Genomic DNA, 13091 nt, shown 5'->3' on the forward strand with positions numbered 1-13091 from the left:
GATGTCGCCGCCATCGACGAATCCAAGATCCGCACCGCCGGCGCCGGCGTGGCCGCCAGCGTGGTGTCGGCGCATTCGCGCGTGCGAGCGGCGCTTCTGGATGTGCAGCGCGCCTTCGCCGCCCAAGAGGGCGGCGCAGTGCTGGACGGTCGTGATATCGGCACGGTCATCTGCCCGGATGCGGATGTGAAGCTGTTCGTCATCGCTGATGAAGACTCGCGCGCCTGGCGGCGTCGGGCGGAGCTCGTCAATCGCGGTGAAGAGATCAGTTTTGAGCAGGTGCTGGGCCAGCTGCGCCAGCGCGACGCCCGCGACGCCAGCCGGGCGGACGCCCCTATGATCAAGGCCGATGACGCGATCGAACTCGACACGTCTGTCATGTCTGTAGATGAGGCCGTGCGCGAGGCGATCAAGCTGGTGGAAGCCCGGCTGGGCTAAGGCCCCGACCCCTCAAGGAGGCCGGGGCTCATCGGCTTTAGAAGCCCAGACGCACCTGCAGGCGCGCCTGCAGGCTTTCCGTGCCGTCGCCAGAACGACCCGCAGCCGTCAGGGCGACGCTCAACCGGTCGCGGATCTGGGCTTCATAGCCCAGCTGGGCGCGCAGCAGCCCGTCTTCATTCCCGCCAATCCGGGCCGTAGACAGGTCGATGTCGTTCAAGAGAACGCCGACCGTTCGCTCGGCGTCATCTTCGCTCTCATAGGCGAGACCCGCTTGCAGTTTGCCTGCTTCAGACACCTGCCAGCTGGCGCGGACGCCGGCTTCATAAAGCGTGCTGCTGAAATCAAGCGCCTGCACCCGACCGTTCAGAAGCACGCCTTGCTCGATATTGGCTGCGAGGTCGTAATCAGTGAACACCGCTCGCAGATAGGGCGTCAGCGCGAACGTCTCTGACGCTGCAAAATCCAGTCCGGTCTCAACGGCTGTGAAGCTGTGATCCACCACCAGCTGACCCGTCACGGTGTTGCGGGGGGCGAAGCCGGTGGCCCGTACGGTGTCCATGTCGGTGCGGCCCAGACCTGCGCCGCCCATCAGGTAAAACGCGCCTGTGGACCAGCCGCCATGGACAGCGACCGCGAAAGTCTCTGCATCGCCGGAGGCGGGCAGAACGCCGCTAATGGCGCTGCTGGTGTCGGCGAAGCTGGCGCGCGCGCCGGCGAAGAAGCCGTTGTCGAGATTGGCGGTGAAGCCCGCGGAGGCGGACCAGCCATCATAATCAACGCCAGCTGAACTTGCGCTGGCGTCTACAGATCCGTCCAGCCAGCCGCCGGTGATATAGCCGCCGGTCTCTGATTTGGCGCGTCCTGCGTCGTCGAGCGCGTCCACGATTAGGTGGCGGCCGATCTGATAGGCGTGCTCGGTCAGGCCGCCGGCGCTTTGCCCGGCATAATCCGCGTTCGCGCCGCTGGCGACGACGAAAGCGGCCAGCACGGCGTGAGACTGCGTGGTCGGATGGATGCCGTCATAATCGCTCCAGTCCGACGGGCAGGCGTCCAGCAGCAAGCCCTGGCTGACGCAATCGGTGGACGTTTCGCTGAACCCGTAAAGGCTCGAATTGGCGTAGACGTCCAGGAGCAGGTCTTCGACATTGATGTAGAGCACATCTGCGCCGTATTGCGCGCTGATCGCGGCGTCGACGCCGCGCAGTCCGATATTGAATTGCGCCGCAGCCTGATCGAACTGGGCGTCAAAGGGGGCGGGCGCTTCCACGGATGAGCCGATGGGCGGCACGCCGAACAGCACAAAGCGACGGGCGCCGGCGTCCGCCAGCGTCGACAGGGTTTGCTGGATGTCAGCCACGCCCTGGTTGATATCCAGTGATCCGCCGCTCAGCGCCGCAAGGAAGTTGTTTCCGCCGATCCAGATGGAGAAGATGTCCGAGCTGTTTGGCGCAGCGATTTGTCCGCTGGCGACTCCCGCCGCGAAGAACTGGGCCTGTTCGATGGAGCCGGGCAGGACCGGGCCGCCGGGCGTGCTTGCGAAGCCGGCGGTGCGCGCGCCGCCATGGGCGAAATTGATGCCGTTTGAGGCGTCGCCGAGTACGCCGGTCAGGAAGGGCGACAGCGCCAGCGTCTGCCCGGTCAGATATTCATGCCAGACCGGGCCGTTGGAAAACCGGCCATTGAAATAGACCGGTGGGCCGCCGGCGCCTGCCGCCAAAAACACATTGCCAGTGTCAGACAGGCTGTCGCCAAAGACGTAAGACTTGCCGGCTGTGAAATCCCACGATTGCGCAAGTGCTGGCGCAGACGCGAAAGACAGGGCGGCCAATGAGGCCCCCAGCATTTGTTTAAACATAAAGCTCCTCCCCAGAGCGTGTATCGGTGCGCATTTTTTATTGTTCGCACACTGTGATTAGCTGTTCTGAACTGTGAGGTTGTCAAGTTGCACCGTGTGGGCGAGGCGCGGAATCTGCACATGGCGGTTTGGGGCGGGACGACTTAGCCTGTGGGAATGATGAAGTTTTCCGCTCTCGGCTTTGGCGTCTCCGGCGCCCATGGCACGCCTCTTGTTCCGGCCTCAGAGACGCTGGCGCTGATCAAGGCGGCGGTGGAGGGCGGCGTGCGAATGTTTGACACCGCGCCCTCTTATGGGGCTGGCGAGGCCGAGCGGCGTTTGGGTGTCGCTCTGAAAGCGCTGGATCGCTCGGACCTTGTCGTCTGCACCAAGGCGGGATTGACCAGCCATGGCCTTGCCGGGCGGCGGCGCGATCTGTCACCCGATGGCGTCGAGGCCAGCGTGCGCGCCTCGTTGGACCGATTAGGTGTTGAGGGGGTCGACATCCTCTTCTTGCACGGCGCGGCGCCCCATGAGCTGGATGCGGCTTTGCTGGCGCGTTTGAGGGCGCTCAAGCAAGCCGGAGCGTTTCGGGCTTTGGGCGCAGCGGGGCGCGGTCCAGCGCTCGACTGGGCGCTGGATGCAGGGTGGTTTGAGACTGTCATGGCGCCGGTTCACCCTTTTCTGGACAGCGCGGAGACGGCGGCGCTCGACCGGGCTGCGCAGGCGGGGCTTCCCATCATGGCGATTGAAACCGCCGGTGATGCGCCGCCCCGATGGCGGGCGCCGCGTTCACTGGCGGATCTCTATCCGCTCGCCAAGAGAATGCGCGCAAAAGGCGCCGGGCGTGGGCGGATCGCGGTCCCTGACGGGCTGAAGCTGGCGCTCTGTCGGCCGGGCGTGGTCAGCGCGCTCTTCACCACCACGCGCAGGGCGCATCTGAACAGCAATCTCGAGAGCATCAGACTTTCCTGACGCAGATCCCGGTCTAGCTCCGCCACCATGAGCCAGACAGAGTTATTCGCTTCGCCTCCCGTGCCGCCAACGCCTGATCGCCAGGCGGGCCTGGATCGCCTGAAAGCCTTCACGCCCTTGATGGGGCGGCGCTATGCGACGCAGCGCAACTTTGATTTCGGTCCTGAAGACCGCTCCAACATCTCTGTCTTGAGCGCGCATGTGCGTCACAGGCTGGTTCTTGAATCTGAACTGGCCCAGGCGGCGCTGAACGCTCATGGGCTTCAAACAGCCGAGAAATTCATCCAGGAGGTCTGCTGGCGGACCTATTGGAAAGGCTGGCTGGAGCTGCGGCCGACCCGCTGGTCAGAGTACAAGGCGGAGCTGTCTCAAGCCCTGGACGCGCTGGGCGAAGATGAGGCTCTGCGCCGCCGGTATGAAGCGGCCCGGGATGGTCTGACAGGGCTTGAATGCTTTGACGCGTGGGCGGGCGAGCTGATTCAGACCGGCTATCTGCACAATCATGCACGGATGTGGTTCGCCTCGATCTGGATCTATACGCTTGAGCTGCCTTGGGTTCTGGGCGCGGATCTGTTCCTGCGTCATCTGATCGATGGCGATCCGGCCTCCAATACGCTGAGCTGGCGCTGGGTGGGCGGGCTCCAGACGGTGGGCAAGACCTATCTGGCCCGCGCCTCCAACATCGAAAAATACACCGGCGGTCGTTTCACACCGGATGCAGGCGCGCTGGCGCAAGAGGCGCCGCCGCTTGAGGCGTCGCTTGAACATCCGGCCCCGCAGACGCTTGCGGCGGGGGAGGCGCCTGATCCTGACGCCCCTACTCTGGTCTGGCTGCATGAAGAGGATTTGCATGCGGAAAGCTGGGCTGCGGACAGGCTCGATGTGCGTGCAGTGGTTTATCAGGCCGAACCTTTAGCGCGGGGCGCGCTGGCGTTGGGGGAGTGCGCGGCGCGCTTTACGCAGCAGGCCCTTTTAGACGGCGCGCAGCGTGCGGGCGCTCATTTCGGGCGCACCGCGCAAGCTGCCCCGGACATTGAGGCTGTTATCGATACGGCGCGGACACTGGGCGCAAAGCAAGTTGTGACGCAGCGCTCGGCGGTTGGGCCGGGTCAGGACCAGATGGCGGGGTATCGAGCCGCGCTGGCGCAAGCCGACCTCACGCTGTGCGAGATGCAACGCCCGTGGGATGCGGCCTTCTTCCCCTATGCGACCAAGGGGTTTTTCAAGTTCAAAACGGCAATCCCGGCTGTCTTCGACCAACTCCACCTGAGCTGACCGCGCCTTAAACCGCGCCGAAAAGATGACTTTTCGGCATTCTCCCGCTAAGCGGTGGGGGATAGGCTACAGGCGCGGTTCGGCGCTGGGTGGGAGAGACCATGCAATCTGATCTGTTGGCGAAGCTCAAGGCTCTTGCGGAGCCGACACGCCTGCGGATTGTGTCTTTGCTGGCGCAGGGCGAACTCACCGTCAGCGAGATCATGCAGGTTCTGGGACAAAGCCAGCCGCGTATTTCGCGCCATCTCAAACTTCTGGCCGACGCCGGTCTGTGCGAACGCTTTCCCGAGGGCGGCTGGGTGTTTTACCGCCTGATGCGCACCGGGCCGGTGAGCCGTCTCGCCGCGCTGGTCGAGGAATTCACCGAAGCCAATGAGCCTCAGGTCCATCGTGATCGTCAGCGCCTGCAAGAGCTCAAGCGGTTGCGCGCCGAGGAAGCTGCGAAGTATTTCGAAGCCGCCGCTCAGGAATGGTCTCAAATTCGATCGCTGCACTTTTCCGACGCCGAGGTGGAAGCTGCGATGCTGGATCTGGCCAAGGACCGCCGCTTCAAGCAGCATGTGGATGTCGGCACCGGGACGGGGCGTATTCTCGAGTTGTTCATTGACCAGGCCGATGAGGGCATGGGCGTCGATCTGAGCCGTGAGATGCTCCATGTGGCGCGCGCCAAGCTGACCGAAGCGGGTTTGTCGTCGCGATTCGTGCGTCAGGCCGATGCGTCAGCCCTGCCGCTGGATGAAGGCGCCGCCGATCTCGTCACTCTGCATCAGGTGCTGCATTACCTGCCGGACCCGCAGGCCGCATTGTCAGAATGCGCGCGCGTGCTGGCGCCCGGCGGCTTGTTGTTGGTGGTGGATTTCGCAGAACATCATCATGAAACCCTGCGCATCCAGCACCATCATCGCTGGCTGGGCTTCCCGCCGGCGCAGGTCACAGCCTGGCTGCAGACGAGCGGGCTGACCTTGAAATCCTTGCGCACCCTTGAGCCCGAAGGCATTGAAGGCGGACTGACGGTATTGATCTGGGCCGCCGAGCGTCCGATCGAAGGGGATGAGGATGACGTCTGAGACGGGGATGAAGGCGATCGCCGCGGCGCAAGCCAGCGTCGACATGGCGAGCCTTCTGTCAGACGAGTCGCGGTCAGATGCGCTGCAGTTCGAAGCGGCGGGACTTTATCTCGATTTGCGCCGACAAAAGCTGACCCTGCCGACCTGGCGGGCGCTGGTCGAGCGGGCTGACATTTTAGGCGTCGACGAACGGCTGGCGGCCCTGTTCGCGGGTGAGATCGTGAACGGCACCGAACAACGCCCGGCTCTGCATCCCGCCTGCCGCAATCCTGCGCTTTTGGGCGAGTCGGACGCCGCCGCAGCGATGATCGCCACCCGCAAGAAGACGCGCGCCTTCGCCGACCTCATGGGGCGACCCGATGCGCTGGACGGGCATCCGGTGCAGCGTGTGGTCAATATCGGCATTGGCGGCTCCGATCTGGGACCGCGCTTTGTCTATGACGCGCTTGGCGCGTTTCGCCGCGACGGCGTCGAGACGCATTTCGTCTCCAATCTCGATCCGGCTGACCTTGATGATGCGCTGGAAGGCGCTGATCCTGAGACGACGCTGATCCTGGTGATCTCCAAATCCTTCACCACCCAGGAAACCTTGATGAATGCGCGCGCAGCGCGCGCCTGGATCGTCGAGCATCTGGGGGAGGCGGGCGTCAGCGCCCGCTTCGCCGCCGCCACCGCCTGCCCTGACAAGGCCAGGGCGTTTGGTCTGGATGACGAACGGATCTTCGCCTTTCTCGATGGCGTGGGCGGGCGCTATTCGCTGTGGTCCGCCGCCGGGCTGGCGCTGGAGACGGGTCTGGGCTCTGACGTGTTTGATCGCCTTTTAAGGGGCGCCCGGGCGATGGACGAGCATGTCGCCACAACGCCGCTCGCGCGCAACATGCCGGTGGCGAAAGCGCTGGTCGACGTATTCAACCGGGCGGGTCTGGGGCTGCCCTCGCGCTGTGTCGCCGCCTATTCCTCGCGCCTCGAGCGCCTGCCGAGCTATCTGCAGCAGCTGGAAATGGAAAGCCTGGGCAAGTCCGTGAACGCAGAAGGCGAGCCTTTGTCTGAGGGCCATAGCGGACCCCTGGTCTGGGGCGGACGCGGATCAGACCTGCAGCATTCCGTGTTTCAATGGCTGCATCAGGGGCTGGATGAAGCGCCGGTCGATTTTATCGCCATCGCCGATCATGGCCGGACGGATGAGCGCGTTCGGGCGCTGAACGCCAATCTCGCCGCTCAGGGCGCGGCTTTGACTCATGGCCGCACGGGCGAGGGTGAGCTGGCGAGGCACAAGGCGATCCGGGGTGGGCGCGCCAGTTCGACATTCGTCATGGATCGGCTGAGCCCAGAAACCCTGGGCGCGCTGATCGCCTTGCATGAGCACAAAGTCTTTGTGGAAGCCGTGATTTACGGCCTCAACCCCTTTGACCAATGGGGCGTCGAGCTGGGCAAAAGCCTTGCCCGCTCCATTCTTTCCGGCGACATGGCCGGGTTTGACGGCCCGGCGCGTGAACTGACGCACCGATTGGGCCTTGATTGATGATGCTCAGGGCTGTGTAAACACTTTGCCGATACGCCCTTCGCACCCGCACACGATATAAGGCCAGCGATATGACCCAGCCCGCTCTTGATCCGGCCCGGATCCAGCCCCTCGCCAATGCGGTTCGCGCACTGTCCATGGACGCCGTGGAAGCCGCCAAGTCAGGCCATCCCGGCATGCCGATGGGCATGGCCGATGTGGCGACGGTCTTGTGGACCCGGCATATCAAGTTCGATCCCAAGGACACCCAATGGGCCGACCGGGACCGGTTCGTGTTGTCGGCGGGTCATGGCTCCATGCTGCTCTATTCGATCCTGCACCTGATCGGGGTTGAAGAGATGACGATGGAAGAGCTGAAAAACTTCCGTCAGCTGGGTTCCAAAACCGCCGGTCACCCCGAATTCGGTCATGCGCCGGGCATCGAGACCACCACCGGCCCGCTGGGCCAGGGTTTGGCGACGGCTGTGGGCATGGCGCTGGGCGAGCGCATGATGAACGCGCATTACGGCGATGATCTGGTGGATCACCGCACCTGGGTGATCGCCTCTGACGGCGACCTTCAGGAAGGCGTCAGCCAGGAAGCCATTTCCATCGCGGGCCATCTCAAGCTGAACAAGCTGGTGGTGCTTTGGGATGACAACTCCATCCAGATCGACGGCGACACCGCGCTGTCTGACACGGTCGACCATCGCAAGCGTTTTGAGAGCGCAGGCTGGATGACGCTGGCGGTGGACGGTCATGACGCGGCGGCTGTCGACAAGGCGCTCAACGACGCCAAAATGTCTGACAAGCCGGTGCTGATCGCGTGCAAGACCACGATCGGGTTTGGCGCGCCCACCAAGGCGGGCACTGCGGGCAGCCATGGCGCGCCGCTGGGCGCTGAGGAGATCAAGGGCGCCCGCGAAGCGCTGGGCTGGAGCCATGAGCCCTTCGTGATCCCTGACGAGATTTATGACGGCTGGCGCTTTGTAGCCGAGCTGGGCGCGCAGACGCGCGAGGCCTGGGACGCGCGCCTGACCGCGTCTGACAAGGCCGAGGCCTTCACCGCGCAACTGGCCGCCGAGCCGCCGAAAGCCGCTTTGGACGCGCTGGACGCGCACATCCAGAAAACGCTCAGCGACAAGCCGGCGCTGGCGACCCGCGCCTCCTCCGGCAAGGCGATTGAGGCCTTCTGGCAAGCCTGCCCCGGCCTTATCGGCGGCTCCGCCGACCTGACCGGCTCCAACAACACCCATGCGCCGGGCATGGCGTCGATCACGCCGGACGATTTCTCGGGCTCTTATGTCCACTATGGCGTGCGCGAGTTCGGCATGGCGGCGGCGATGAACGGGCTGGCGCTGCATGGCGGCTTGCGGCCTTATTCGGGCACCTTCCTGGTGTTCTCTGATTATTGCCGCGGCGCGATCCGCCTGTCGGCGTTGATGAACCAGCCGGTGATCTATGTCTTCACCCATGATTCCATCGGCCTTGGCGAAGACGGCCCGACCCACCAGCCGGTCGAGCATCTGACCGCCCTGCGCTCCATGCCCAATGTGGCGGTCTATCGTCCCGGCGATGCGGTGGAAGCGGCGGAAGCGTGGAAGTGCGCTCTGGAGCGCACCGACGGCCCGACAGTTCTGGTGCTGTCGCGTCAGAAAGTTCCCCATGCGCGCCAGGACGACGGCGCGACGAACCTCTCCGCCAAAGGCGCTTATGTGATCCGCGAATCCGAGGGCGAGGCGCAAGTCACCCTGATCGGCACCGGCACCGAGCTGAGCCTTGCGATCGAGGCGCAGGCCAAACTCAAGGACAAGGGCGTTCACGCGCGCGTCGTCTCCGCGCCGTCGCTTGAGACTTTCCTGAAGCAGGATGCAGGCTATCGCGCCTCTGTGGTTGATCCGAAACTGCCCGTCGTGGCGGTCGAAGCAGCCTTGCGCTGGGGTTGGGACGGCCTGATCGGTCTTGAGGGCGGCTTTGTGGGCATGGAGGGCTTTGGCGCCTCGGCGCCCGCTGAAGCGCTTTACGAGCATTTCGGCGTCACCGCCGACGCTGTGGTCGAGCAAGCGCTCAAGCGCGTGTGACGCTTTGGACATAGGCGGTCTGGGTGTTTTGTGATATCCAGACCGCTTATGCGTAATACATTATCTGAGACCCGATAGGGTCTCTCCTCGCGGTTTGCGGGGGAGAGGCGGCCTTCCAGAGCCCGTTCGCTGCCTGCCAGCGAGCGCCGTTTTCTTGTGTCTGCAGCCTGGCTGCGGACCCTCGGGACCGACAGATCCAATGGATATTTCAAAAGACGAACAGCGCGTGCTGCACGCGCTGGCCAAGGGCGGCTGCATTACAGCCGCCAAAACCTCATCGGGCCGCATTCTGAATGTGGAATTGATCACGCGAGAAGGCTGGAGAATGCCCGGCGTGACGCCGCGCCTGTTCAGAAAACTCAAGGCCAAACGCGCGCTTGCCTCCCGCAAGGGCGGACCCTATCGGGTCACCCGCCGGGGCCTGGAGCTGGTGCGCGCCCAGCCTGATAACCGATAGGGAGAGGGGTGGGGCACAAGCTGAGCCTCACCCTTCTGACTTTAACTTTCCAAAACGGAAAGTAATGATTGACGGGCAGGGTTTTGACGAATAGCTTTCCAATATGGAAAGTGAAGGGAATGGCTATGACTAATCTGAGTGAGGGGCCTCCAGAACGCCCTACTGATCAGCTGAACGCAGCCTATGCCGCAATGGGACACGCCAAGGCTCTGGGGCATCTGCGCCCATACTGGTTCATTCTGGCTCTCGCCGGGATCGTCAGCGGCTTGGTGATGAGCCTGTCTTTCTTCCAGTTTGAACTGGCCGTCTTTTTAGTGCTGGGGCTGGTCCTGATCATCGCTATGGAGCGCCGACACGCGAAGGTCCAATTGCCTATGTCTAAGAGGGAATTGGGAGCGGGATTGGGGTTTGGACTGGGTATGGTCGCAATTGCTGCCTTTATAGCACTGGTTTTCGATCCTCAGTGGCGGCCAATTGCGATTTATGCCTATGGAGCGCTGACCTTCTTTGTGATCATGGGGCTTGGCCTTCAGGAGCGTCAGCGAAGCGCCCGCGCTCTGGCTGTTGTGGGACAATGACACAACCCGCCGAAGCTTTTCGGCATCCGGACCGGCTGAAACTGTGCGCCTTCCTGTCTCCTCTGGAGGAGGCCGATTTTCAAAGCCTGAAGGATTTTGTCGGCGTGTCCGATGCGCTGATGTCAAAACACCTCAAGGCTCTGGAGAGCCTTGGCTTGGTGAAGACAGAGAAACGCAAGCATGAAGGACGTCAGCGGACTTGGGTCTCACTGACACGGGAAGGTCGTGCTGCGCTCACAGACCATATCAATCATCTGAAAAGTTTAATTGATATGGCTGGGAGCTAAGATCTCAAACGCGCTCCGCCACCCCGTAGGCGATCAGGCGTTCCATCACATCGCGGGCCTTGGCGTCGTCCATGGCGCTGAAATCTGACAGGCGGATCGTTTCGCTATTGAGCAGACGTTCAAGTCCGGCCTCGGCCTCTCGATCAAAGGTCAGCGCGCCGCCGGGGGCGACCAGGGCGAGGTGATCGCCATCCTCGGTCAGCTCCAATGCGATCAGCGGTCGGCGTTTGAGGTGCGTGTCCGGGGTGAGCGCGCCGAAGGTCAGCGCGCCATGCGTGTCCGCCGGGCGCGAGGTGATGGCGGTGTCGGTGAACAGGCCGATCACCGCATCAAGATCGGCGTTCTGACCCACATCGCGCAGCGCGTTTTTAAACGCCGCGTCAAACTGATCGCGGCTGACCACGCCCCTGGCGTAGCCCGGCGGCAAGGCCCGGCGCAGGGCGGGCGTGCGCAGGGCGGCTTCGGACACCGCTTCCAGCAGGAAGTCCGCCCAGGTTTTCGCCAGAAGACCCGTTGTGATGTGAAGCGAGGCCTGATCATCGCCCTCATTGACCGCGTCATGCATCAGCCCGCGCGGCACATACAGGACATCGCCCGGCTCCAGCACCAGCTCCTGGCGCGGTTCGGTCTGGGCGAAACGGCCCGGCGTGAAGCGTTCGCCGCGATAGGGCGTACCCACCGGAGCGTCATAAAGCCGCCAGCGCTTGCGGCCCTCCACCTGCAGGACCAGAACGTCATGATTGTCGTAATGGGTCTGAAACCCCTGCGCATTGGGCGGGGTGAGGTAGATATTGGTCTGCACCGGGCAGGAAAAATCCGCTTCCAACTGGCGGCACAGATCCGCCAGCGGTCGGTGTCGCGCCTGCAGCTGAGGCAGGATCAAGGTCGCGCCTTGCTGATAGAGCCGGGCGACCTCGCCGCGATCCACCAGACCGTCTTCCCGCAACCAGACGCCGTCAGCCAGGCGCGGTTCAGCGCGCGCCATGGACAGGTCGCCCTCGCGAAACAGACCTTCGGCCAGCATGGCGTCAATCGCCGCGAGGCTGATCAGGGGCGTGAACCGATCCGGCGCCGAACCCGGCGCGTGCAGCGCACTTGCCTCGAACACCGTCTCGAAAAAGGCTTCAGGCGCATGCGGCGCGATCAGCTCGGCCAGCACGCCCGGCGTTTCATGGGACAAGGTCATGTCGTTTAGCAGCGCCGGCCCTGATTGGCGGGATCGGCATACGGGCCTGAATCAGAATCGGAACACTGACGACCGCCGCGCCGACCGCCTCTCTGACCGCCGCGACCCTGTCCGACCGGATCCGCGTAAGAGCCCTGATCGTTATCGGTGTAACCGCCGCCGCGCTGGCCGCCGCGTCCCTGTCCAACCGGATCAGCATTGGGGCCTTGATCATTATCGGTGTAGCCGCTGCGCTGTCCGCCCCGGCCCTGACCTGGCGGGTCGGCATAGGGACCCTGGTCATTATCGGTGTGACCGCCGCCGCGCTGGCCGCCGCGTCCTTGTCCGGGCGGATCGGCATAGGGGCCCTGATCGTTATCAGTATACCCGCCGCGCTGGCCGCCACGCCCCTGTCCGGGCGGATCGGCATACGGGCCCTGATCACTATCAGTATAACCGCCTTGCTGGCCCCCTCGGCCTTGCCCTGGCGGATCTGCGTATGGGCCTTGGTCTGCATCGGTGTAACCGGATTGGCCGCGGCAATTGCGCCCCTGATTGGCGGGGTCTGCATAATTGCCCTGATCGGCATCCGTGCAGTTGCGCCCGCCGCCATAACGGCCGTTGCGCCCATACCCCACAGCGTCCGCATAGGGGCCGGAATCCGCATCTGTCTGACCGGTATAGCCCTGACCGCTAGCGGTCGCGCAGCCGGTCAGTCCCGCGGCGCCGATCACGGTGGCGCCGCCCGCGACTTGCGTCAGAAAAGAGCGCCTTGAGAGTTTGCGTTTCTTGCTCATGTCCGTCTCCCCCATAGACTAAAACCTTACACGAATTATGGGTTGGAGAAAACTGAACACGAGCTGAACGGATGAACGTGCACGCAATGGTCGCCTTTTGTTCTCGGCGCCTTATGGTGTGAGCGATGAGCGCTTCGATTCGCATACTGGGCATTGATCCGGGGCTGAACGCCACGGGCTGGGGGGTGATCGACCAGACAGGCTCTCGCCTGTCGCTGGTGGAGTATGGCGTCATCAAAGCGCCGCCCAAGGCGCCGATGGCGGAGCGTTTGACCGTGATCTACAACGCCATCGAAGTGCTGGTTGAGCAGTTCAAGCCGCATGAAGCTGCCGTTGAGGATCAGTTCGTTCACGCCAGCGCCGTCAGCGCGCTCAAGCTGGGCCAGGCCCGAGCTGCGGCCATGCTGGCCCCCGCGCGCGCCGGGCTGGTGGTGGGCGAATACGCGCCCAAACTCGTGAAAAAATCAGTTGTCGGCACCGGCTCCGCAGAAAAGGCGCAAGTGGCGGCGATGATCGCGATTCTGCTGCCCGGCTCGAAGGCGGATGCGGACGCGGCGGATGCGCTGGCGGTCGCGGTCTGCCACGCTCACCACAGAACCGCTATGAAAGGACTGGCGTCATGATTGGCAAGCT

General features: G+C 63.7%; 13 protein-coding genes. 10 read left to right on the forward strand and 3 right to left on the reverse strand.

The annotated features are described in order from the left end of the window. Window positions 1-438, forward strand: a 438-nt coding sequence (locus B3M53_RS06640) for a (d)CMP kinase (RefSeq protein ID WP_286799994.1), incomplete at its 5' end; no start/stop codon positions are given. 37 nt (window positions 439-475) lie between these two features. Here B3M53_RS06640 and B3M53_RS06645 read toward each other — a convergent pair. Further along, window positions 476-2296, reverse strand: a complete 1821-nt coding sequence (locus tag B3M53_RS06645; protein ID WP_273020095.1) for an autotransporter domain-containing protein — start codon at window positions 2294-2296, stop codon at window positions 476-478. Between the two features lie 159 nt (window positions 2297-2455). On the opposite strand from B3M53_RS06645, the gene B3M53_RS06650 reads away from it, so the two are divergent. The 8 genes from B3M53_RS06650 (at window position 2456) to B3M53_RS06685 (ending at window position 10496) form a co-directional block, all read left to right on the forward strand. Further along, window positions 2456-3250 (forward strand): aldo/keto reductase, encoded by a 795-nt coding sequence (locus B3M53_RS06650; protein WP_273020093.1) that lies wholly within the window; start codon window positions 2456-2458, stop codon window positions 3248-3250. Window positions 3251-3277: 27 nt separating this feature from the next. After that, window positions 3278-4525 carry an FAD-binding domain-containing protein gene (locus B3M53_RS06655; protein ID WP_273020092.1) on the forward strand — a complete coding sequence of 416 codons (1248 nt, stop codon included), beginning with the start codon at window positions 3278-3280 and terminating at the stop codon, window positions 4523-4525. Window positions 4526-4626: 101 nt separating this feature from the next. Then, window positions 4627-5592 carry an ArsR/SmtB family transcription factor gene (locus B3M53_RS06660; RefSeq protein ID WP_022700414.1) on the forward strand — a complete coding sequence of 322 codons (966 nt, stop codon included), beginning with the start codon at window positions 4627-4629 and terminating at the stop codon, window positions 5590-5592. Then, window positions 5582-7114 carry a glucose-6-phosphate isomerase gene (pgi, locus tag B3M53_RS06665; protein WP_273020089.1) on the forward strand — a complete coding sequence of 511 codons (1533 nt, stop codon included), beginning with the start codon at window positions 5582-5584 and terminating at the stop codon, window positions 7112-7114. Before B3M53_RS06660 ends, pgi begins: the two co-directional genes overlap by 11 nt. A gap of 71 nt (window positions 7115-7185) precedes the next feature. Next, window positions 7186-9174 (forward strand): transketolase, encoded by a 1989-nt coding sequence (gene tkt, locus B3M53_RS06670; protein WP_273020087.1) that lies wholly within the window; start codon window positions 7186-7188, stop codon window positions 9172-9174. 199 nt (window positions 9175-9373) lie between these two features. Further along, entirely contained in the window at window positions 9374-9631 is a 258-nt protein-coding gene (locus B3M53_RS06675) for a YjhX family toxin (protein ID WP_273020086.1), read from the forward strand. A 125-nt stretch (window positions 9632-9756) separates the two neighbouring features. Beyond that, the gene (locus B3M53_RS06680; protein ID WP_273020084.1) at window positions 9757-10209 is read left to right on the forward strand and encodes a hypothetical protein; all 453 of its coding nucleotides are present in this window, start codon (window positions 9757-9759) and stop codon (window positions 10207-10209) included. Continuing rightward, window positions 10206-10496, forward strand: a complete 291-nt coding sequence (locus tag B3M53_RS06685) for a transcriptional regulator (protein ID WP_273020082.1) — start codon at window positions 10206-10208, stop codon at window positions 10494-10496. The genes B3M53_RS06680 and B3M53_RS06685 overlap by 4 nt, the downstream gene beginning before the upstream one ends. Before the next feature lie 4 nt (window positions 10497-10500). Here the strand turns inward: B3M53_RS06685 and B3M53_RS06690 are convergent, their stop codons facing one another. Together B3M53_RS06690 and B3M53_RS06695 are read right to left on the reverse strand one after the other, a co-directional pair. After that, on the reverse strand, window positions 10501-11682 hold the full coding sequence (locus tag B3M53_RS06690) for a cupin domain-containing protein (RefSeq protein ID WP_273020080.1): 1182 nt from the start codon (window positions 11680-11682) through the stop codon (window positions 10501-10503). 5 nt (window positions 11683-11687) lie between these two features. Then, window positions 11688-12458 (reverse strand): hypothetical protein, encoded by a 771-nt coding sequence (locus B3M53_RS06695; protein ID WP_273020078.1) that lies wholly within the window; start codon window positions 12456-12458, stop codon window positions 11688-11690. 125 nt (window positions 12459-12583) lie between these two features. Here B3M53_RS06695 and ruvC point away from each other — a divergent pair, with 125 nt between their 5' ends. Next, window positions 12584-13081, forward strand: a complete 498-nt coding sequence (gene ruvC / locus B3M53_RS06700) for a crossover junction endodeoxyribonuclease RuvC (protein WP_022700407.1) — start codon at window positions 12584-12586, stop codon at window positions 13079-13081. Window positions 13082-13091 lie beyond the last annotated feature (10 nt).

Source organism: Oceanicaulis sp. UBA2681 (assembly GCF_002354675.1).
GTDB classification, from domain to species: domain Bacteria; phylum Pseudomonadota; class Alphaproteobacteria; order Caulobacterales; family Maricaulaceae; genus Oceanicaulis; species Oceanicaulis alexandrii.

Excerpts from the sequence above, each read along its gene's own strand:
- pgi (WP_273020089.1), top strand. The coding sequence starts at position 5,582 with ATGACGTCTGAGACGGGGATGAAGGCGATCGCCGCGGCGCAAGCCAGC.
- B3M53_RS06655 (WP_273020092.1), top strand. The coding sequence starts at position 3,278 with ATGAGCCAGACAGAGTTATTCGCTTCGCCTCCCGTGCCGCCAACGCCT.
- B3M53_RS06650 (WP_273020093.1), top strand. The coding sequence starts at position 2,456 with ATGAAGTTTTCCGCTCTCGGCTTTGGCGTCTCCGGCGCCCATGGCACG.
- B3M53_RS06660 (WP_022700414.1), top strand. The coding sequence starts at position 4,627 with ATGCAATCTGATCTGTTGGCGAAGCTCAAGGCTCTTGCGGAGCCGACA.
- B3M53_RS06685 (WP_273020082.1), top strand. The coding sequence starts at position 10,206 with ATGACACAACCCGCCGAAGCTTTTCGGCATCCGGACCGGCTGAAACTG.
- B3M53_RS06675 (WP_273020086.1), top strand. The coding sequence starts at position 9,374 with ATGGATATTTCAAAAGACGAACAGCGCGTGCTGCACGCGCTGGCCAAG.
- B3M53_RS06645 (WP_273020095.1), bottom strand. The coding sequence starts at position 2,296 with ATGTTTAAACAAATGCTGGGGGCCTCATTGGCCGCCCTGTCTTTCGCG.
- tkt (WP_273020087.1), top strand. The coding sequence starts at position 7,186 with ATGACCCAGCCCGCTCTTGATCCGGCCCGGATCCAGCCCCTCGCCAAT.
- B3M53_RS06695 (WP_273020078.1), bottom strand. The coding sequence starts at position 12,458 with ATGAGCAAGAAACGCAAACTCTCAAGGCGCTCTTTTCTGACGCAAGTC.
- ruvC (WP_022700407.1), top strand. The coding sequence starts at position 12,584 with ATGAGCGCTTCGATTCGCATACTGGGCATTGATCCGGGGCTGAACGCC.
- B3M53_RS06680 (WP_273020084.1), top strand. The coding sequence starts at position 9,757 with ATGACTAATCTGAGTGAGGGGCCTCCAGAACGCCCTACTGATCAGCTG.
- B3M53_RS06690 (WP_273020080.1), bottom strand. The coding sequence starts at position 11,682 with ATGACCTTGTCCCATGAAACGCCGGGCGTGCTGGCCGAGCTGATCGCG.